This window comes from Bacillus sp. FSL K6-2865 (assembly GCF_040311405.1).
In the GTDB taxonomy this organism is placed as follows: Bacteria; Bacillota; Bacilli; order Bacillales; family Bacillaceae; genus Bacillus; species Bacillus velezensis.
The window spans coordinates 1,744,978-1,767,650 of record NZ_CP152036.1 but is presented as its reverse complement, the minus strand read 5'-3'; the positions used below and the strand labels follow the sequence as shown (position 1 = coordinate 1,767,650).

The 22,673-nt window shown below is 49.5% G+C and carries 8 protein-coding genes; all 8 read right to left on the bottom strand.

What is annotated here, in order from left to right:
- Position 1: 1 nt before the first annotated feature.
- Positions 2 to 14,953 (bottom strand): amino acid adenylation domain-containing protein, encoded by a 14,952-nt coding sequence (locus tag NYE42_RS08715; RefSeq protein WP_352426903.1) that lies wholly within the window; start codon positions 14,951 to 14,953, stop codon positions 2 to 4.
- 39 nt (positions 14,954 to 14,992) lie between these two features.
- A complete protein-coding gene (locus NYE42_RS08710; RefSeq protein ID WP_003154094.1) occupies positions 14,993 to 15,742 on the bottom strand; it encodes a polyketide synthase in 750 nt (249 codons plus the stop codon).
- A gap of 9 nt (positions 15,743 to 15,751) precedes the next feature.
- Positions 15,752 to 16,525: an enoyl-CoA hydratase/isomerase gene (locus NYE42_RS08705; RefSeq protein ID WP_119001766.1), complete on the bottom strand. Its 774-nt coding sequence runs from the start codon at positions 16,523 to 16,525 to the stop codon at positions 15,752 to 15,754.
- Positions 16,522 to 17,784: a hydroxymethylglutaryl-CoA synthase family protein gene (locus tag NYE42_RS08700; RefSeq protein ID WP_014417818.1), complete on the bottom strand. Its 1,263-nt coding sequence runs from the start codon at positions 17,782 to 17,784 to the stop codon at positions 16,522 to 16,524. The genes NYE42_RS08705 and NYE42_RS08700 overlap by 4 nt, the downstream gene beginning before the upstream one ends.
- 51 nt (positions 17,785 to 17,835) lie before the next feature.
- A complete protein-coding gene (locus tag NYE42_RS08695; protein ID WP_014417817.1) occupies positions 17,836 to 18,084 on the bottom strand; it encodes an acyl carrier protein in 249 nt (82 codons plus the stop codon).
- Between the two features lie 65 nt (positions 18,085 to 18,149).
- Complete coding sequence (fabD, locus tag NYE42_RS08690) at positions 18,150 to 20,390, bottom strand: ACP S-malonyltransferase (RefSeq protein WP_352426902.1); 2,241 nt, start codon at positions 20,388 to 20,390, stop codon at positions 18,150 to 18,152.
- 1 nt (position 20,391) lies between these two features.
- Positions 20,392 to 21,366 carry an acyltransferase domain-containing protein gene (locus NYE42_RS08685; RefSeq protein ID WP_352426901.1) on the bottom strand — a complete coding sequence of 325 codons (975 nt, stop codon included), beginning with the start codon at positions 21,364 to 21,366 and terminating at the stop codon, positions 20,392 to 20,394.
- Between the two features lie 136 nt (positions 21,367 to 21,502).
- Positions 21,503 to 22,372, bottom strand: a complete 870-nt coding sequence (gene fabD, locus NYE42_RS08680) for an ACP S-malonyltransferase (RefSeq protein ID WP_020955843.1) — start codon at positions 22,370 to 22,372, stop codon at positions 21,503 to 21,505.
- Between the last annotated feature and the right edge of the window lie 301 nt (positions 22,373 to 22,673).

Sequence of the window (22,673 nt, the reverse complement as noted above, 5' to 3'; positions counted from 1 at the left end):
GTTAAACCTCCACTTCATAGGTATCCCAGATGTTTGCCGCAGCTTTTTCGTTCGTTCCTTCTTTGCTGTCCGGCGAAATCAGCCGCTTATTTAATGCAGGCGGTGTTAAAGGATGGCGCTTGATTCGGCGCCCTTCGTCTTCCTGCCACGCTTCCACAATGACGTGGGCGTTTGTTCCGCCGTCGGCAAAGCAGTTAATTCCTGCCGCCGGTATTGGTGACGGCCAGTCTGCCAGAGTGCGGCTGAACTGAATATTGGCCTTTTCTCTATCAAAATGTGTATTTTCATGCTCGCCTGATAAAAACGGGATAAAGCTCTTTTCTTTCAGCATGAGAACAACTTTTATGAAACTTGCAATTCCTTCGGCGCAAAGCGGGTGCCCGATGTTCGGTTTCACAGATCCGATTCCGAGCGGGCCGGCGTCTTTTGAACGGTAGACGGATTGAATGGCCTTCAGTTCTAACAGATCCGTCACGACCGTGCCTGAACCGTTCGCTTCAATATGAGTAATGTCTTCCGGCTGTTTTCCGCTTTTTTCAAGAGCCGTCTTCATGACGGATTTTTGCGCTTCCAGACTCGGCGTAGCCGGGCCTGCCGTTCTTCCGTCATTATTGACGGATACCGCCTTCACTACGGCATAAATAGAATCTCCGTCTTCAATGGCCTGAGACACGGTTTTTAATAGAACCATTCCGACACCCTCGCCCAGCACGACTCCATCGGCGCGTTCGTCAAATACATGGAACGACTGCGCTTTACTTAATATGCCGCGCTGTTCAAATAATTTATGGGTTTCTTCTGATTCAAACAGGCTCACGCCGCCGACGACGGCCGCTTTTATTTCTCCTGTTACAAGAGCCTGCACGGCCATATTCATTCCGACTAAAGCAGAAGAACAAGCCGTATCGAGGACAACGCTCGGGCCGCGCATATCAAAGTATTGAGAGAGATTGGCGGCCAAATAATTCTGGCCCAGCGCGACGATCGGGTTTTTCGCGTCCAGCAGTTTCTCTTCACCCGGTCTGTGACGGCTGCGTCCGCCGAGATACACACCTATTGCTTCTCCCTTTATCTCATCCGGCGTATAGCCCGCGTGATACCACAGGTTAAGGCATTCTTCCAGAGCGGCCAAAGCTTGAGGGTCCATTGCCTTTACATCTTCTTCTGCCAGTAAAAAGAAGTCCGAATCAAATTGATGAATTCCATCAAGCATTCCCGCGTAATAAGGTGTCTTCAACCCCCATCGCTCAGCCGGAACAGGATCGATAGCCGAACGGCCCTCAGCCAAAAGCGACCAGTACGCCTCTAAGGAAGCCGCCCCCGGAAACCGGCAGGACATGCCGACGACCGCGATATCTTCCCGGTGAATCTGTTTTCCGGCCGGCTCTTCTTGCACCTTAACGGCTTGTGTTTCAATTACCGGCTCAGCCGGCTTCTTCAGAACAGGCTTCGCCGCCGCCAAATCAAACCGTTCTGACAAAACTTCTGTATACCCTTCGAGAAGCCAATTTGCGAAAGATTGAATCGTCGGATATTCATACAGAATGGACGGGTCAAGCGATGCCGAGAGATTCCGATTGATCCGCTGCAGAAGCTGAGCGAGAATAATGGAATCCACTCCGTAATCTTGGAATACTACGTCTGTCTCAAGCTGATCCTGGTCAATCCGCAGCTCTTCAGAAAATAATTCTTTCAGCCATTCTTCTGTTTTCCTTGTTAATTGAGCGTTGTCTGCGGCAGTATAAGCGGTTTTTTCCGCCGGTTTTACCATAGCCGGACTCATTGGCTGATCCTGCCTGCTCCGCCGCAGGAATCGCTCCGGCTTCCACAGCTTAGGATTCAGAACGGCCGGCAGCACCGGGCCCCTTGCTGATTCAAGAAGTATGCCGTCAAGGAGCTGTAATCCTTCTGCATTCGTGATGCTGTATAGCCCGCTCTCTTTATAAGCTTTGTTCGTTACTTCGCCCATTCCGGTTTCTTTCCAGTTCGGCCACTGAATGCTTACGATCGGCAGCTGCTCTTTGTATGAGTTTGCAAAATAGTCCATATACGCATTGGCCATGGCATAGTCGGCCTGTCCTGCCGAAAGCGCCGGTATCGCAGCTGACACGGAAGAGAACAAGACGAAAAACTTCAGCGGCTCTTCGCTGAGCACACTGTATAACGCCTGAAGCCCGTCTACTTTCGGCTCGAGCACGCGCTGTATGTCTTCATCGGTTTTTCTGATGAATGCGAGCGTCTCTTTATCGGTCACACCCGCGCAGTGAATCACGCCGCCGATAGGTCCGAGCGTCTGTTTTATCTGACTCAGTTCCTGTCTCAGCACAGCTACATCAGCTAACGGGACTGACAAAACCTTCACTTGTACACCTTTGGATTCCAAGTCGAGAACAGCTTCAATTTTCGCTTTTACAGAAGCCGTCACCCCATTCAGTCCGCCCGTCCACTCACTTCGCGGCGGAAGGGTCTCGCGGCCTGTAAGCACCAGTTTTTTCACTCCGTAATGTTCGGCAAAATGGCGTGCGCATAAAAGACCGATCCCCCTCGTCCCTCCGGTGATCAGAAGCACATGGTTGTCCGGAAAATCAATTCTCTCGCCTTGCATATTCATATTTTCTGAGCCGCTTAATACAGCGCGGTAACGCAAGCCGTTCCTCCGGCAAACTTCCGCGTCATCAGTGCGGGCATGAAACTCATCGGCAATCTGCTTCGCCAGTTTGTCATCCGAAAGCGCTCCTTCAAGGTCGAGATGCCTTGAAGACAGGTGACCGTACTCGCATGCCAGCATTCTGTACAGACCGGCCCGTTTTGCTCCTGTTGTTTGATTGGCCTCTTTATTTAATGACTCAAGGTCTTTTGTGACACAAAGCAGTGTCATCCCTTCTTTATGCCCATGCTCAATCAATTGCTGAAGCCATTTGATTCCGGCCATGTCTTGAGAATCTTCTTTCGCTGCGCCGAGGAGGTCGATGACTCCGTCAAACGCCTGCCAGTCATATTCACCGGTAAGGTCTGATGCGGTGATGATACGGTGATTCGGCATGTGCGCTGCGATCTCTTCTGCGAGATTGATCGTGTCCCCGCCTGTCAAAATCGCAACGGAACGTGCGCACGGTTCGCCCAGTTCGAGCGGGCTCAGTTCCCATTGTTTCGTCAGAATACGTTTCATCCGTTCCTCTGTATGGACCCTCTTTTTGTCAGGATTCTCAGGCACCCAATACGTGTCTTTTGCGAACGGATAAGACGGAAGACTGAGTAAACGCGGCGTACCCTTTTCATACAGCCGGTTCCAATTCAATACGCCGCCTTTCACCCATACCTCTGCCAGCTTGGCGAATTTGCCTTTTTTAATCCAGGCGTCAATGACGATGTCCATATCTTCATCGGCCGTGAACAAGGCAAACGTATCTTTATTGCGGTGAGACTGGCCGGTGTACAGCCCGGCGATGTTTTTCTCATTTTTCGTAAATGCTTCCAGCTTTGTTTCCAATTCCGCCATCGTCGCTGCAAGAATGGCCAAGCGCTCTTCCATTTCGTCCCTTCCGGTTTGCAGCGTATAAGCGACGCCCGCCAAGTCTTGATCTGTATACGGCGTTTGACGGATCGCTTTTTGCAGCTGCTGCGCCTGTTCAAACAGTTTTTCTTTTGATTTGGCGGACAAAAGGATGATTGCCGGATTTTCCGGGCTGTGCTCAGGCTGAGCGGCTGCTTTCGGGACATACTCTTCAATGACGATATGGGCGTTGACCCCGCCGATGCCAAATGAGCTGACCCCGGCCCGGCGCGGAATGGCATTTCCGTTTCTATCTTTTGCTGCCGTCCATTCCTGATTTTCCCGCACGATGTAGAAAGGACTGTCATCAAGCTGAATGTACGGATTGATCGTTTCGCAATGCAGGCTTTTCACCAGCGTTTTGTGCTTCATTTGCAAAAGCACTTTCATGACGCCTGATACTCCCGCGGCAAGCTCTAAATGGCCGATATTGCTTTTGACCGAACCGATGCCGCAGCGGTGACCGGAGACTTCAGGCTCTTGATTTGTTTTCGCCAGCTCGTGAAACGCCGCTTTCAGACCGTTTATTTCAATCGGGTCGCCCAATTCCGTTCCTGTACCGTGCGCTTCAATATACGTAACGGTGCTCGGGTCCACTCCCGCTTTCCGGTATGCTTTCACTAATAAATCAGCCTGCAGGTTCGGATTCGGCGAGGTTAGCGTATTCGCCCGGCCGCCGTGGTTTTCAGCCGTACCGCGGATCACGCCGTAAATCGGATTGCCGTCACGTTCTGCATCTGTCAGTTTCTTCAGCATCAGAATTCCCGCGCCTTCTCCTCTGACATACCCGTTGGCATCTTTGGAGAAGGTTTTGCATTTTCCGTCTTTGCTGAGCATGCCTGCTTTGCTGTAGCTGATATGCGCTTCTTCCGTCAGAATCGTATTGATTCCCCCGGCAATCGCCATGTCGCATTCTCCGTTTTCTATAGCGGATACCGCCCGGTGAATCGCCACAAGCGAGCTTGAGCATGCCGTTTCAATCGGCTCGCTCGGCCCGTGAAGATTTAACAAATAGCTCAAACGGTTCGGACCAATGGAAGGAATCATGCTGCCTGTCGCCGCATGTCCTTCCGGCGCAAGACCTGCCCTTGTGAACAAATCTTTATAACCGGTATTTCCGGTGCCGATAAAGACGCCCGTATTTGTGCCGGAAAGGCTTTCCGGCTTACAGCCCGCATCTTCTATCGCCCGCCATGCATAAGTCAATAACAGCCGCTGCTGCGGATCTAAATATTGGGCTTCCCGCGGTGAAATCCCAAAGAACAGCGGATCAAATTCAGCTATTCCGTCGATAAAGCCGCCCCACTTGATATTCGTTTTGTTCCCTTCAAGATTCGGGTCGCCATCAAACGCTTGCCAATCCCAGCGTTCTTTCGGAATGGTTGTGATCGAATCCTTTCCTTCTTTCAAATTGCGCCAAAATTCCTCTATATCCTTCGCGCCCGGGAATCGGCCGCTGATTCCGACAATGGCAACCGGGTCAAAGCGGCGCGGCTCTTGTGTCGCTGCCGCAGCGTTCATTACCGTTGCGAAGCGCTTTTTCCGCTGCATTTTCGGTTTTTGGGCTTTTGGCTGCTCTTTTTTCGGAGACTCTTTCTTCTTTTCGCCGAAACGGCCCGGATGCTCTTTTGCCAAATATCCGGCGAGACCGCTGATCGTTCCGTACTCAAAGAAAATCGTCGGCGCCAGCTCCAGCTGATACGCTTCATTTAATTGATTCGTAAAGACGGTAAAGGATACGGAATCAAAACCGTATTCACTCAATTCCGTATCTGTATCTATGTCTTCACGGTCAACTTTTAAAATGCCGCTTACCATGGCTGTCAACTCGGTGTGAAGCGTTTGAAGAGATTCTTCTGCATCGTGTTTTTCTTCCGGCTGAGAAGGAAGGCCGGCTTCTGCCTCATCCGTCAAATACTCTGCTAAACTGCGGATCGTCCCGTGTTCGAAGAAGATCGTCGGCGCCAGCTCCAGCTGATACGCTTCATTTAATTGATTCGTAAAGACGGTAAACGATACGGAATCAAAACCGTATTCACTCAGTTCCGTATCAATATCAATCTCGTCTTGGCCGACTTTTAAAATTGAACTGACCATTCGGATAAGCGCACCGTGCCATTTGTCTCCCGAAACGGCGGATACAGGCTCTATTTTCTCCACCTGCGGCTTTTCAGTTTCAGAAACGGATAGGAACGACTGTTTTAATTTTGCAGCTTGTCCTTCAGCTGCTACAAGCTGCGGCTTTTCCTGAGCCATTCCTTCATAAAATGCAGCCAGGCCTGACGCCTTTTGAAGCGGAACCATGCCGAAAGCTTTTTTCATCATTCTCTCCGTCTCGTCTCCCGCCTGCATACCGCCATCTTTCCACAGCGTCCAGTTAAAGGCGACCGTTTTTCCGTGCCGAAGGCCATTCTCCGTAAGGGATTGCCTGTAAGCGGCGTATGCATCCATAAACGCGTTGCCGGCGGCATAATCAGCCTGCCCGACGTTGCCGAGAACGCCGGAAACACTGGAGAACAATACGAAAAAGTCAAGATTGCAGTCTTTGCTGGCTTCATCTAAATAAGCGGTTCCGTTGACTTTCGGATCAAGCACTTTCCTGAACTCTTCCTTCGTTTTTTGCAGCAGGAAGCGGTCTTGTATCACTCCCGCAGCGTGAATAATTCCGTTAAGCTTTCCGAATTCCGCCGTAATCTCTTTGATCAGCGCTTCGTTTTCCCGCCGGTCCGCCGCATTCAGCTTTTTGTAGACGACATTTGCGCCTGAGTGCTGAAGCATAGCAAGCTCACGCTGTTTGGCTTCTGCCAGATTTGAGCGGCCCGTCAGAATGATTTTCGGGTGTTTTACGCGACCTGCGATTTCTTTTGCGAACATCAAGCCCAGGCTTCCTGCGCCTCCGGTAATCAGATATACACCTTCGTCCTTCCAGACGATGCCGCCCCCTGCGGGATGCATTTCTTCCCAAGCCTTCACATACCGTTTTTCTCCTTTATAACGGATATGTTTATCATGCGGCCGATGACTGTCGTTTTTCAGTTTTTGAGCGACAGCCGGCATTTCGCCGATTGATTCCATTTCGATGAGCTGACAGTCAAGTTTTCCGTATTCCAGCTCGGCTGTTTTTAACAAACCTGTTAACCCCGCAAACAATTGCTGGCTGCCGTCTGCTGAGATAACGGTCTGAATCAGAATGCGGCCCTGCCTTTTTTCGCTGATGATCAGCCGGATGTGTTCGGCGATTGTCTGCGCGTAGCTTTGGAAGCGTTCAGCGGCTGTTTCACCCTCACCTTCTGCAATCAGCAGTTCGGCGTCTTTCAGGCCGGATGCCGCTTCATCTTTTATACGGCAGGCATCTTCGCAAAGTATGATCAAATGCTCATCAGCACGGACAGAAGCTTTCTCGGATGCGGCGGCTTCTTTCCAGAACGGTGCAAACAAGACCTTTTCCGAGCCTGATAGCCGCTGAGCCGATTCTGCATCGCCTTCAAGCACTCTCGTAGAGAATCCTCTCACCTTCACGCAAAGCGCTCCTGTTTCGTCGAACAGGTCAATGTCGGCTTTCTGCACGGAATCACCGGTTTGATATCCTTCACTGAAGCGTGCATGCGCCCGCATAGCCGGCGTGCATGCTTTGATGACCTCAAGGTATTCCAGCGCAAACGGCAGAATCAGCTTTTGTCCGGAAAACTCCTGCATAATGCAGATCGTCGCCGTCTGAATAGCCGAATCAATGATGCTCGGATGAAGCGTAAATTGTTCGTTCGTGTGAGAAACAGAATCCGGAAGCTGTATGTCCGAAAGCACTTCTTTATCACCGATAAAGGCGGACTTAATGCCTTGGAAGGATTTTCCATGGAACATCCCCCTGCTCCGGCCTTCCCGATAAAAGGCCGCCGGATCAAGAATGTCCGCTGTGCATCTGTTTTGCATGGCAGAAAGGTCGGCCTCAGGCTCTCGTTCAGCCTTTATGATCTCGGCCCGTCCTTGGCTGTGCAGCACTTCTTCGCCGTCAGCGTTTACGCTGTAAATGTCATATGAGATGATGCCGTCCTCTTCAGGGAACAGCGCAATATGGACTTGGCGCTCTTGTTCGTGAACGACGATCGGCTTCATCCAGACGGTATGATGGAGCGTTATTCTGTCTCGATCCTTTAATAAGCCGCCAAGCGCCCGTTTTACCGCTTCATAAGACATTTCCAAATATGCCGCTCCCGGCAGCACCGCTTTTTCCCTGACCACATGATCCTTCAGGAAAAATTCTGAGCCTGTAAACCGTGAGCTGAACCGCTGAACGGCCAAATCTGACGTATTTTGCTGCACGAGCGGGTGTAAAACTGAGACTCCGGTGTGTGCGGCTGATGTGTTCTTTTCTGCTTTTTTCGGCCAGTACGGCTCCTTTGCAAACGGGTAGACCGGCACGCTGATTCGTTTCGGATGCTTGTCTTTGTAAAGTTTGTGCCAATTGATGGCGACACCTTTACTCCACATTTCACAGAGCTTTGATCCTTTTCCTTTCGCAAGCCATTTCTCAATGAGTTCAGCGCTGTCATCATCATCAGAAAGCCAGGCAATATCTTTCGCCTGCTGTTTTTCTCCTCTGAAGCAGCCTGTTACAGCCGGATTATCATTGATAAAATCGGCAAGCTGCCGCTTCAGCTCCGCAATGCCGCTTGTGATAAAGGCCGCGCGCTCTTCCATCGCTTCCCTTCCGACTTGGAACGTGTAGGCAAGATCAGCGAGGCCGGCGTCCGTTTTTCTTTCCAGAAAAGCCAGCAGCTGTTTTGCGTACTCCTTCAGACGATCTTTTTTTCTGGCAGACAACGGAATGATGAACGGACCGGCAGCGTCTGCTGCTTCGGATGCATCCGGATATTGTTCAAAAATCGCGTGTGTGTTTGTTCCGCCAAGACCGAAAGAGCTTAAAGCCATGCGGTGCGCTCTGTTCTCACGGGTTAACTCTTTCTTTTCTCCCGCTACGTAAAACGGAGAGTCTTCTAAATGAAGATTCGGATTCGGCTCTTTGTAATTGATGCTCGGCGCGATTTCCTGATGATATAAGCTCATGACAACCTTGATGCAGCCCGCCATCCCGGCCGCTGTATCCAAATGCCCGAGATTTGTTTTGACTGAACCGATGCCGCAGTATTGTTTTTTATCTGTATATCGGCCGTACACCGATTGAAGTGCGGACAGTTCGATCGGATCGCCGAGTTTTGTTCCTGTGCCGTGAGCTTCGACGTACGCGATCGTTTCGGGATGGATGCCCGTCTGATCAATGACCTTCTGAATGACCTCAGCTTGTCCTTTGACGCTCGGCGCATAAAATCCGATCTTATCCGCTCCGTCGTTATTGACGCCGATTCCGCGCAGCAGCGCATAAATATGGTCGCCGTCCTTAACCGCATCAGACGCTTTTTTCAAGAGCACGGCGCCGGCCCCTTCACCGCCGATCATTCCGTCAGCATTCGCGTCAAACGCTTTAATATGCCCGTCGCTTGAAAAATTCAGCCCCGGCTGATGAACATATCCGGCGCTTGATTCCGTATGAAGGGTCGCACCGCCGACAAGGGCGTACTTGGCTTCGCCGGACTGCAGGCTTTGAAAAGCCGAATGCAGGCCGATTAACGAAGATGAACAGTTGGCATGGACAAAATAGCTCGGCCCTTTCAACCCGAGTTTATGAGAAATCATCGTCGGAATCGTACCACTTTGGGCAAGCACCCATGACACGTAGCCATCCGGCGTTTCCAGCTGTGCTGTCGTCTCCTCCGGCAGCAGGCTGCGGTAAGAGTTCGTGCTGGCAGACATATACACGCTTGTTTCCGGAATTTCTTTGGAGATATACCCCGCATCCTCGATTGCCTTCCATGAATGGAGCAAAAGCATTCTCAGCTGAGGGTCCATATATTCCGCATCTTTCGGTGAAAAGCCGAAGAAACCGGGATCAAACATTTCTTTCCCCTCTAAAACTGATTTAGCCGGAACGAAGCCGGGATGATCAGCCAGTTCTTCAGAAATACCGAATCGGCGGAGCTCTTCTTTTGAAAAGAAGGTGATGCTTTCTTTGCCTTCTTTGATGTTATTCCAAAATTCATAATGATCTTTCGCTCCCGGAAACTCACAGGATATACCGATAACCGCAAGGCTGTCCTCGTAATAATCGGGAAATTCTCCCGCCGGATGTTCCCGGTCTTCTGCATTCACTTTCTTTTGCGGTACAGGAGCCCAAACGGCTTCTTTCGGTTTTTGTTCAGCGATATACCGGCTGATGTCTTTTACCGTCGCGTATTCAAACAGCTCCGTTACACTGAATTCACAATCCAATTCCTGCGTCATCCGGTCAGTGACAGTCACGGCAAGAAGCGAATCTCCCCCCGCATCAAAAAAGCGGTCATCAAGCTCTATATCTTTGCTTTTCAATACATCCTGCCAAATCGCCAGCACCGCCTGCTGGATATGAGATGATGAAAATGTTTTTGTGTCCGGCTGCTTTTCCGTCAGATCGCGGGCAGCAAGAAGCTTGCGGTCCACTTTTCCGTTCGGTGTGAGCGGCAGCTCTTCAAGACGGATAAACGAAGCTGGCGTCATATAGGCCGGCAGCGCTTGTTTCAAATGATTGCGCAATTCCTTTGCAGATGGAAGCGGCTCTCCGTTTCTCAGGATATAAAACGCGCAAAGCTTCTCATTTCCTGAGTGATTGTTCACAACCACTACGCTTTCCTGTACGGCCGGATGGGCATTCAGCCGACTCTCAATATCTCCGGGTTCAATACGGTAGCCGCGGATTTTGACTTGGGTGTCCATCCGTCCCATGTATTCAATGCGGCCGCCGGGAAGAAAGCGCGCCATATCGCCTGTTTTATAAAGCTTTGATCCCAGTTCGAGCCGGTGGCTGACGAAAGCTTTATCTGTCAGCTCAGGCTTGTTGAAATACCCTCTTGCCAATCCGTCTCCCGCAATACAAAGTTCTCCCGGCACCCCTTCTAAAACAGGGTTGAGACCGGAATCCATAATATACACACGGGTATTGGCGATCGGGCGTCCGATCGTAAGCGCGTTCTCATTTTCCGTTATCTGCTGCACCGCGGACCAGATTGTCGTCTCTGTCGGCCCGAACATATTCCAAGCCTCGCTTTTCGTATCGAGAAACTGCTGCTTCAATTGTTCGCTAAGGGCCTCACCGCCGCAAAGGATTTTCACATTTTCTTCATTTGACCATCCGGAATGAAAGAGCATTTTCCACGTAAACGGCGTCGCCTGCATGATCGTCGGTTTGTACTCTTGAATCAGCTCTTTCAGCTTCCGTGCGTCTTTTGTGACTTCTGTCTTACAGATGTTGCACTCCGCTCCTTTGATTAAAGGAAGGTAAAGCTCCAGTGCCGCGATGTCAAAGCAATATGTTGTGACGGCAAGCAGTTTGTCTTCGGACGAAAGCCCCGGTTCATTCGCCATCGAGAGTAAGAAATTGGTCAGCGCCCGGTGCGGAATCATCACGCCTTTCGGTTTGCCCGTGCTGCCCGACGTGTAAATGACATACGCCAGATCGTCAGGTGTCACTAACCGCTTCAGCGACGTTCTTTCCGCGGCTGTACTTTCAATATGAGACCAATCGCGGTCAATGGCAGTGGTCTGCACGCCTCCCCAGTTCAAAGAGTGCTCTAAATCAGCTGTCGTCAGGCACATTGAAATCCTGCTGTCGGCGATCATATATTCCAATCTGTCAGCGGGATAAGAAGGATCAAGCGGCACATACGCTCCCCCTGCTTTTAAAATGCCGAGAAGGCCGACAGCCATATGCAATGAACGGTCTGTATAAATGCCGATGAGGTCATCAGGGCCTGCACCGTGCGCCTGCAAATAGAGCGCCAGCTTCGTGCTTTTTTCATCAAGCTCACGGTACGTCAGCTTTTGCTCTTCATACACGACCGCACAAGCGTCCGGCGTTTCTGCCGCCTGACGTTCGAACAATTCATGGAAGCAGGCATCCGGATATTCACGGCTTGTTTCATTCCAAGTCTTAAGAATCATGTGCTCCTCTCTTTTTGTCATGAGAGAAACGTTCTCAAGCGGCATATCCGGATTCGCCGTCAAAGCTTCAGCAGCCTGTACAAATTGGCTGAAAAGTCTGGCCGCCCCTGCTTCGTCGAATAATTCGGTGCTGTATTTAATCGTAAGATCCATGCCTGATGCTTCTTCCCACATTTCAAATACAAGATCATATTCCCCCTCTTGATGAATGTCTTTTACAAACTCACAGGAGAATTCCTTGTATTCATCAAGCATCGATTGATAGCTCGAATGCTGCAGAAAGTTCTGATAGAAAAAGGCATTGCTGAAAACAGGCGAACCGTTCTGCCGGGGTTTCGCATGCACATCACGCACCATTTTCGGAAACGGATAAAAGGAGTGATCCAGTCCGTCCAGAACGGCATCCTGCACCTTTTGAACAAAGTCAGCAAATGTTTCTTTTCGTCCGGCTCTGCTCCGTATGGGAAGCATGTTGAGGAAATGGCCGACCACTCGGTCAAAACGTTCTTCGGATCTGACCATTGCAGGCATGCCTGTCACAATATCTTCCTTATCCGTATATTTGCTTAAAAGCACCATGTAACAGCTCAGCATGACGGTAGACAAATGAATCGAACGGGATGCGGCAAACGCCGTTATATTATTCAGCAGCCGTTCGGGAAGACGGCGTGTCAGTGTATCTTCTGTAAACTCCGGAACACTGCTGTCCGTGCGCATCGGCGGAAGCTGAAGGTCAGGCAGATCGCCCTCGAGCTGTTTCATCCAGTAAGCGCGGGCAGCTTTGCTTTCTTCACCCGCTAAATACCGCTTTTCCCAAGCCGCGAAATCGGGATGAATACCGGGAGCGGCAGCTGTAAACTCTTCTTTTCCCTCCAGCAGCGCCTGATAATGATCCAGCAGACTGTGAATAAATGTAATGGATGAAATGCCGTCAAACACGATGTGGTGAATGACCGTCAAAAGATAATGTTCCTCGGCGGATTTTGAAAGCAGCTGCACGCGCAGTAAAGGTCCGCTTTCTTTGACAAACGGCTCTTTCACTTTTTTCCGTATCAGAGCGGATATTTGTGATTCATTGACGTCAGAAATATCTTCTTCCGAGAATACAAAAGGATCTGCCGCTTCTATGAAATAAAACCCGCCGTCTGTTTCATTCACGGCGCTTTTGAGCATCGGATGCTGCTTTAATACGAGCTGAAACGCCTGTTTCAGTTTCTCTTTGTCGATTCCGGATGTGAATCGGAAACAGAGCGGGACATGGTATGCAGTCGTTTCAGGCGACATTTTCTGCAATGTCCACAGCCCTTTTTGGACTTCTGAAAGCGCTGGCGCCGTTTGCCGTCTCTCCCGTTCTGCCGGCGGTTCGGCTTTTTGGGGATGATGGTCCGCTGACATGTTTGCCGCTTTTTCAGCAGTATAAGCCGCTAAAGCGCCAATCGTCGGGTTTTTGTGCAGCTCTCTTGCCGTCAGCCGGATGTGATACGTTTTTTCAATTGATCTGGCGAGTTTCATCATCTTGATGGAATTGACGCCAAGACTTTGAAACGGTGTATTTGGATCAACGAGCTCATCCGCGATGGAAAGTTCCTCTTTCAGAAAACGGATAAAATCCCGTTCAATTTCTTTCTCTGCAGAAGCCGTGTCTGAATTGCCGCCTTCTTGTCTGTTATTATGTAATGAATCAAATTGCCCTTGTTCAAATGAATGTTTCAGCTGAGTGCGCTGGATTTTCCCGATCGCCGTCTTAGGAATGTCTTCTTTTGCGACCGGAAGCAGATAATCAGGGGTAACGCCGATTCTCTGTGTCACGTGCTGGTGAATGTGATGAAGAAGCTTCGTCATGCGGTTCTCATCCAACGGAACAGATGTCACAAAGAAAATCGCCAGCTCATCTGTCGTGCTTTGATTCGGCCGGACGGCGCATGCCGCTGTATATGACGTTTCAATTTCCGGCAATTCCTCAACGGCTGATTCAATGGCATGGCTGTAATAATTCACACCGTTGATAATGATGGCATCTTTCGTGCGCCCCGTTATCGTCAGGCGGCCTTCACGCAGAAATCCGAGATCTCCCGTTTCAAACCAGCCGTCTTCTGTAAAGACACTCTCGTTTAAGTCCGGACGCTCATAATATCCGCTCGTTACAGTCAGACCCGACACTTGGAAGCGGCCGATTTCTCCTTCTTCCACCACTTGATTGCGGTCATCCGTAATTCTCATATTAAATCCCGGGATCGGCAGACCGATCTCGACGAAACGATCGTCGTCATTCGTGTTTTCCAGTGTAAACTCATCTGAGAAAATAACGCCCGAAGACGTTTCGGACATTCCCCATGCGGGACGGATGGCATTAGCCGGCAGACCGTGCGGCTCTAAAAGCTCCATAATTCTGCGTCCGACTTTCGCAACCGCGGCCTCCCCGCCGTTCAGCATGTAACGCATGGAAGATAAGTCCCATTTCCGCGTTTGAATCTCTTCTGCAAAATCAGCAAGCAGCCCAAAGGCAAAATTTGGGGCCCACGTGACCGAAGCGCGGTAATGATCAATCAGGTCGAGCCATTTTAAAGGGTCCATCAAAATGGATTCGCTCGGTATGTTGATTTCCTCACATCCGAGATAAACATCACGCAGATGAAGCATTCCGATGCCGCCGACATGGTCAAAAGGCATCCAGTTAAACGTGACATCCTCACTTGTATAGCCCTGCATCTGAATATTTCCTTTGACCATGCAGACGATGTTTTCATGGCTGAGCATCACGGCTTTCGGCGTGCCTGTGCTTCCCGAGGTCAAAAGCAGCATCGCCAAATCTTCCGGACGGGGATGATGACAGTCCGTATCCATTTCATGCGCACTGAGATCTTCTGCCGCCAAAGCGCAAAACCCGGAAAGCTCCTGCTCCTCCGCCCATTCAGTCATCTCCGGCAGCACGTCACGGCTTGTGATGACATACGGCTGATTCAAAAGCGTCCAGGCGTCTTTCAGTTTTTGCGTCCCGCTGTTCATTTCTGTATAAGCCGGAGCGGCCGCAAGCGGAACCGGGATCGCTCCTAAAAAAACACAGCCCCAAAAAGCAGGAATCAACTGGGAATTGTCACTGAGCTGTAATATGACTTCATCCTGAGCCTTCACTCCTGATTGGCGGAGCCCTTTCACAATCGAAAGAGCGATCTTTTTCAGGCCGCTGTAAGTCTGGTACACTTTGGTGCCGTCAGGCTGTATATATGTGATGCCCTTTTGATCTCCCGCTGCCGCGGCGGTTTTGTGCAGGACTTCAGGAATCGTCATCGGCTGATCCGCTGAAAGCCGCAATGATTTTCCATAGCTGACAGATGGCTTGAGTAACCCGCTTGCCTTCATATCACATTTCATAGAGCTGCCTCCATTTCATCTGTATGTAAGATGTATGTCTTATACTCCGTACATCGTCGTGATTCGTTTTTTCACTTCATCATCATGAAACGTCTCATCGTGCATGATTAACTCCTTCTCAATGACGGCCGGAAGCTGCTCGCGAAACGGCGTCACCAAGTGCCTTTTCAATGTAATTAAAGAGTTTCTCGGTTTTTCCGCAAGCTCACGGGCCAATTCCTGCGCATAGTCTAGTACTTCCTGCCGAGGAAGCACCGGAAAAGGCACCCCTCTTTTCTCCAGGTCACCGCCGCGGTAGTGGCCGCCGTTTAACAGCATTTCATGGCCGAGGCTTGCCCCAAGCTTCTCCGGAACGATAAAGGTAGCGCCCATTCCGGGGGTGAAACCGTATTTCATAAAGTTTGCGGTATACACGCTTTCTTTGCTTAAAATGACAAAATCACTGAAAAGCCCCATGACAAACCCGCCTCCGATTCCGTGTCCCTGCATGGCGGAAATGACGGGGATATCACATTCCAGCGCCAAAGAGTACATGCGGTCTTCCGTAAACTTCGTGATGCCCTGCTGAATCCTGAGCAGGCCTTCCTGTGTGCCTCCGGAAGCAAAGTAATGGCCGTATCCTGTTAAAATCACAGCTTTATAGACTGACGATTTTTTTATACGGGTGAATGCTTCCATCAATCCATCCGTCAGTTCTTTGGAGAAGGCGTTTTTATGGGCTTTATCCTGCATTGTCACTTGGATAATATCCGGTTCAATTTCGAGCAGTTCAACTGCGGCGTTCGGCATGATATCCTCCTAACTGTTCTCCGTTTCCCAAGGAAGCCGCCCCGTTTCTGCATAACGGGTGATGGCTGATTGGTTATCCGGATCTGAAAACATCGCTTGATTTTCGGCTAGAGCAATGGATTTCGAACGATGAACAAGGTCGTTTAAGGAATCCATGTATTGTTTATAGCGGATGACTGCTTTTTTCGACAGCGGGCGGAGGCGCAGCAAATGCTTTCTCAGCTCTGTTGCTGAGTCCGGGACGCATACGTCACAAAGTCCCCATTCAAGCGCCTGGCGTGCCGGCACGGGCTTTGTCATGATCGTCATATAATGCGCCTTTTGAAATCCGATTCTTTGAATTAAAAACGGCAGAACGCAGGCCGGATAAAGTCCGAATAACAGTTCAGATAAACTGAACGAAGCATTCTCCTCTGCTATGACGATATCGCACGCGGCGGCAAAACCGACACCTCCCGCATTTACTTGTCCGCGGACGCGGGCGATTGTGATGTACGGCCCGGATTTTAATGCCAGCCACAAACGGTAAAGCGGCTCCTGCGATTCCGCATGCTGCATTCCCTGCCTCATTCTCCGGTACATCTCATCAAAATCCGCCCCGAAACAAAATACCTCCGGCTGCCCTTCAAGCACTACGGAGGTCACGGAGTCTTCACATTCAGAAAGAACATGCAGGCATTCCTCCACTAAACGCTCATTAATCGTATTGTTGGCTTCAGGCCGATCAAAGGTGATGAAGCAGACATTTTGCTGAAAACGGACGTTTATCGTTTCATAGGTCACGATATCCACCTGTATTTCCGATGAAATTCCGTGATTTCTTCCAAATATAAACGAGGGCTCCCGGCATGATGGTCTAAAATGTTCGGAATCATATTCATATCCAATTTGACATTCCGGGTTCCGAACTTCACCAGACCGCTGCCTTTAAACAGTTCTTCATACTCTTCCATGGACAGCCTGTATCTGTTGTTCAGATGCTCTTCTATTTTGAAAGAATGCTGCCGCGTTTGTCCTTCAGGCGTCACAACGCCGCTGTAAAATTCTGAACAGCACCCGGAGCCGTACGAAAAACAGCCGATCCGCTTAGAAGTGTCGAATGCCCCTTGGTCAATCGTGCTTGCAAGAGCCAGTAAAGAGGCTGCTCCCATAATGTTTCCGACTCTTTGGCAGTAGCGGAGCCCCGGCTCTACTCTGGTTTGAAAATCCTGTTCGATTTCAGCGTTTTTCGCTTTTGCAAGCTTGCGCATCATCGTCCGGTGGGCCCCTTTGACCATGCCGCCAAACGGTGTATGGAAGGCAAGATAGTGAAACGTCTCTTTGTAGTCAGCGCCCGGCACACGGTTTTTGTACTCGCGAAATGTCTGTTCACAGCAATCGAGGTAAGACATCAATGACAAATCGGCGTCACCGGCTTCACTGTCCGGGATCGGACGGCATGTATCCATCACCTCATAGCCGTAGTAGCCGTTGGCGCCCGCATCCGCCTGAAATACGATTGGATTTTCACCGATCAATAAGGCGACGGCACCCGCTCCGGCGCTCGGTTCTGCGTAAGACCAATCCTCGCTTAACGCATCACCGCCTTCGGCAATTAAAAACCGGGAAATATCCGTCGCGACGACAAGCGCCTTCGCTCCGGGGGATGTCTGCGACAAAATAAAGTTAAGCGCCATCTGCAAACCCGCCGTTCCTGAATAACAGGCTTGTTTCAGTTCAAATAAACGGCAGTTCCGGTTGAGGCCTAAGTAATCATGAATATATGTACTGAGTGATTTTCCGAAGTCGATGCCGGACTCCGAGCAGGTAATCAGCAGCTCGATTCTGTCTTTTTCAGCCTCTGTCAATCGGTCGATAATCGGCTTTGCCGCGTTAACGCCGAATGTAACGGGGTCTTCGTACGGAAGCGCCACCGCTTTTTCTTTCATCAGTAAATTCTCAAATCTGGCAGGGTCTAAGTTTCTGTACTCCGCCAGCTGCATGACATCAAGGTATGCTGTCCCGCCAAACACATTTATCGCTTCTATTCCGGCAGCCGCCATGAACTTCGCCTCCAATATGAATTTTGAGTTTCCGATTATTTCACCGTTTTATCAGACAGCCTGTACCTTTTCATAAAGCTTTGCCGCCAATTCGCCGATGTTTGACACTCCCGTCAGCTCAACACGCGGGATCTGCAGTGATAATTCTTCAAGCATCATCGTGATAATTTCGGCGCGGTCCACTGAATCCGCCCCCAGATCAACTAACCGGTCTTCCTGTGAAAGCTGTTCGCCTTCTAAATCAGGCAAAACCTCGTAGATTGTGTTCTGCAGCAATTCAAAGATTTTTTCTTTACTCATTGTCAGTTCCTCCCTGTTTCATCTTTTATGAATATTCCATGTTTTCAATCTATCATTTCGTCTTGTCAACACGTTTGCAAAAATGAACCTAACTTCTGATTCAAAAGCGAGGCCGTCTCTTCCATAAGCCGCAGGCCGATACCATCGGCATGGCGGTTTTTCCAGGACTCCAGCTCCGTACCTTTCACCCATTGATTAAAGGCGCCTAATGCCGGGCCGCAATGAATCTGGAAGTCTACCTTGGCATCCGGGTCTCCTTTAATCGCCGAAGCAGAGCTTTGCCTGAAATACCATTTGAATATGAGCGCCATTTTCTGTTTCGGATTCCGTTCGGCTTTTGAAATGTCTTCATTCGAATAATGAGCCTTCACTTTGTCATAAATACTGCTTACACTTGCCTTAAAATACTTCTCTTCTATTTGTCTGAGTGTCTTTTCATCAATTTCTTCAATTGAGCGGTGACGCTGATACAGTTCATGCAGCTTAGAGGCGCGGGTCGGAAAGAACAGCCCTTTCTTTAATACCTGCACCTTGCTGCCTGATTCAAACATATCGCCGGCCGGCGCGTAGGCCGTGTCCTGTACATTCATCTGCTGCAGGAGGTCCTTTACGAGGCCGCTCGTCGCTGCCTCAACGGTGCATTGGTTAATAGATCCGGTCACAATAAAATCAGCGCCGAGCATAAATGCGGCCATGGCAGCCTCGGGCGTTCCGATTCCCCCTGCGGCTCCGACGCGGACGGTTTTGCCGTATCGGTATTTTTTCATCATGTCATCTCGTAAACGGATGATCGCCGGCATGAGACTGTAAGCAACTCCGCCGTCAGTGTGGCCGCCTGAATCAGCCTCTACGCAGATGTCATGCGCAACGGGTATTTCTCTCATCAGACTTGCTTCTTCAGCGGTAATTTTGTTTTCGGCTGCAAGTTTCTGCAGAATGTGATCAGGCGCCGGGCTGAGAAACGCTTCCGCTACTTCCGGACGGGACAGCTTGGCGATAATCCGCTGACGCGCTATTATTTGTCCGCCGGCACCGCGTTTTAACCCCTTAGCGCGAAACCTTACTAAAGCGGGAGTAACCGTTAAAAACGCTGATGCTTCCAAGTTCTGAATCCCATGCTTCAGTAAAAGATCAATCATTTTTTCTTCTGAATCTGTATGCTTCATGTTATGTACAACATTTATGCCGAAGGAACCGCCGTCACGAAGCTCATGCTGAATTGACAAAATGGCGTCCTCAACGTGCGCGATGTTCAAACCGCCCGTTCCGAAAAAGCCCATCATTCCTTTTTCAGCCAGTTTGACAACCATTTCCTTCGAAGAAATTCCGCGGTACATGCCGCCGGCCAAGTAGGCGTATTTCAATTGATAATCGCGCTTAAACTCTTCATTTCCTAAAGACGCTGCCGTAATTGAGCTTTTTCCAGACTCAGCCGGGACTTTGATTTCATCTGTTATCGGCTCCGCTTCAGCCGTAATTCTTTGTATCAGCCCCGTCAGCACTTTTCCGGGGCCGATTTCCTCAAAGCTCATGTTCTTTCTTCCCATTAAGAAACGGATGCTGTCTGTCCAGTTCACCGATCCCGTTATTTGTCCGGTGAGTGTCTCTTTCAGCTCTCTTTGCTCATAGGGTCTTGCCGTCACATTTGAAATGACCGGGATGGACAGCGGCTTAAAATGGAAAGATTCAATAAACCGTGAAAACTCTTCCTTCGCTTCCAGCATGTATCTGGAATGAAAGGCGCCGCTGACATTTAAGCGGTGAACCATTTTTACGCCGTTTACGGCTTCAAAAACGGATGCTGCTTTTTCAATATCTTCTTTATATCCGGAAATGACAATTTGCTGCGGTGTGTTCATGTTGGCGATATCAATCATATCCAAGTGATTTTCTCTTAAAACATCCGTCACCTGCTCATGAGTCAGGCCGATCACCGCTGCCATGCCGCCTCCTTTTGCGCGGCTCATCAGTTCGCCCCTTTTTTTGACCAACTGTAAGCCTTCTTCAAAATCAAAGGCGCCCGAAGCGTATAACGCGTTATATTCGCCCAAACTGTGTCCGGCGGTAAAATCCGGTTTCAAGCCGGTTTCTTCTGTTTTTTTCAAATAACTGAGGGCATTGACGACATAGAGCGCCGGCTGAGTGAATTGAGTCTGATTGAGACGTTCTCCGTCCCGGCACAGCTCCTGAATGGAATATCCGAGAATGTGATCGGCCTTTGCGGTTAATTCAGGATAGCGGCCGAACAGGTCCTCCCCCATCCCTATTCTTTGCGAGCCTTGGCCTGGAAAAACAAAGCTGATCATCTTACAGTCTCCTTCCGGGCGGTGATAAAATGCTATCTTCTATTTGCTGCAAATGGGTTTGTTCTTTATGAAACGGCGTCATAATGGCACGGATGCGTTCAGCCGATCCTGCAGGAAGAATCTGTTTGGCAAATGCGGCCAATGTTCCGGAAGGCCCGGCATCAATATAGAATCCTTTTTGGCGGCTGTCTGTGAATTGAAGCGCTTCGCGGAATCGAATCGGCTTTCTTACGATATCCCAGAAAAAGTCCGCTTGTATATCGGTCTCAGCCTCTCCGGTCGCACTGGAGATGTACGGTATAAACGGAGTCCGGATTGATTTCTGAGCTAAAAAGCGCTTGTACGGCTGTTCCGCCTGATCAACCAGCGCTGAGTGAAACCCGTAAGATACCGGCAATAGCTGATGAGGAATCTGCTTTTCTCTCAGATCGTCCATGATCTTTTTGATATGTTCCCGCTCTCCCGAGATGACAAAGTGAGAATGATAGTTTACAGATGCCAATTCACTATGTTCGCCGAGCAGCGGATCATCTTGATATAAAGCCGGATCACCCAGTATCGCAAGCATGCTGCCGTTACGGCAAGTTTCCGTAACGATTCGGGCCTGTTCCAGCACGCAATCTAAAGCATCCTCGGCGCTCAGCACGCCCGACACAGCGGCCGCTGCATACTCTCCGAGGCTTGCTCCGATCACATAATCGGGACGTATGCCTCTTTGCTCCAAAGCATATGCAAGTGCGTACTCAGCCATAAAAATGGCAGGATGGCTGAAAAGAAGGCGGTCAAATGGATCAGACAGACGATTGCCTGTATGATACATCTCTTTAAGGACAGAGTAACCGAAACGGCTGACTGCAAAATCGTCCAAGTCAAGCATTTTCTGCCGAAAAGCGGCGTTATGTGCAAACAGCTCTTTCCCCATTTGATAGTATTGGGAACCCTGTCCAGAAAACATGAAAACAATTGGCTGGTTCATTTGTTCTCCTTTTTGCTCTTTATTTTTTCAAAATATTGATTTGTGAGTTTTTCGTGATGTCGTGTGCAGGTGAAGTGGTCGTGATGTTGTATGGCTGGCACTATTGTGTGAGATAAGAATTTTGACTTGCGTTCCGCTACATGGCGGGTGAAGCTTCAGTTTCTTTTTTGATGCGGTGAATAAGTCCTGTCAGCACATGGCCCGGTCCGACTTCTTCAAATTCCATCCGCCCTTTGTCCAGCAGATAGCGGATGCTGTCGTTCCATCGCACTGAATGGTCGATCTGATCGGCCAGAACGGAGTGGATTCCGTCTTGCTCATAAGGTCTGGCATGCACATTAGAAATGACAGGAATTGATATAGCAGAAAAATGAAATGACTGTAAAAATTTTTCGAACTCTTGTTTTGCTTCACTCATATACCTCGAGTGAAAAGCGCCGCTTACGTTTAACGGATGAAACATCGTAACGTCTTTTAATCCTTCGAATACGGTTTTGGCTCTTTCAATGTCTTCTTTGCGTCCGGATATGACAACTTGGTGAGGAGAATTCATATTAGCAATATCAATCGTATGTAATCCGTGCGTTTGAAGGGCGTCTGACACTTGAGCTGCAGTTAACCCCATAACAGCGGCCATTTTTCCGTCAGTGGCCATACTCATTAATTCGCCTCTTTTACGGACAAGCTGCAGGCCGGTAATAAAATCAAACGCACCTGCTGCAAACAGCGCATTATATTCTCCCAAACTGTGGCCGGCCACATAATCCGGCTTTATGTCATTGTCTTGGATTTTTTTCAAATAGCTTAACGCGTTTACAACATATAAAGCAGGCTGGGTGAACTGCGTCTTGTGAAGGTTGGAATACGGATTCTCAAGACAAAGCCGTTTCATGGAATATCCGAGTGTTTCATCAGCCTGCTCCGTTAAGTCTTTAAATTCATCAAACAATGAGCTCCCCATTCCCTGCTTTTGAGAACCTTGTCCGGGGAATAAGTATGTGATCATTTTCTCAGCCATCCTTTCTCGGATTCAGATAAGAAGCATGTTCAAGTTGATAGTAACTTCACAAAAATACCATGTCAAGTTAATTTATCCTATGCGAACTCCTGAATAATGCCTATTTTTCCCTGTCGAAAGGCGGGCTCAGGGCTTTCGGAACAGGCGTAAGCAGAATGTCCCATCCGGCCTGCCCGGCGTTCTCTTCCGCAAACTCCCGTTACTCAGCCATTCATCACCAGAAATCTAGTAATAACTACCATTCCATTTCAGAACTTCTTTGCCTCAAAAGAAAAGCTAGTTAGAAAGA

Excerpts from the sequence above, each read along its gene's own strand:
- NYE42_RS08715 (WP_352426903.1), bottom strand. The coding sequence starts at position 14,953 with ATGAAATGTGATATGAAGGCAAGCGGGTTACTCAAGCCATCTGTCAGC.
- NYE42_RS08710 (WP_003154094.1), bottom strand. The coding sequence starts at position 15,742 with ATGCCGAACGCCGCAGTTGAACTGCTCGAAATTGAACCGGATATTATC.
- NYE42_RS08700 (WP_014417818.1), bottom strand. The coding sequence starts at position 17,784 with ATGGCGGCTGCCGGAATAGAAGCGATAAATGTGTTTGGCGGGACAGCA.
- NYE42_RS08695 (WP_014417817.1), bottom strand. The coding sequence starts at position 18,084 with ATGAGTAAAGAAAAAATCTTTGAATTGCTGCAGAACACAATCTACGAG.
- fabD (WP_352426902.1), bottom strand. The coding sequence starts at position 20,390 with ATGATCAGCTTTGTTTTTCCAGGCCAAGGCTCGCAAAGAATAGGGATG.
- NYE42_RS08685 (WP_352426901.1), bottom strand. The coding sequence starts at position 21,366 with ATGAACCAGCCAATTGTTTTCATGTTTTCTGGACAGGGTTCCCAATAC.
- fabD (WP_020955843.1), bottom strand. The coding sequence starts at position 22,372 with ATGATCACATACTTATTCCCCGGACAAGGTTCTCAAAAGCAGGGAATG.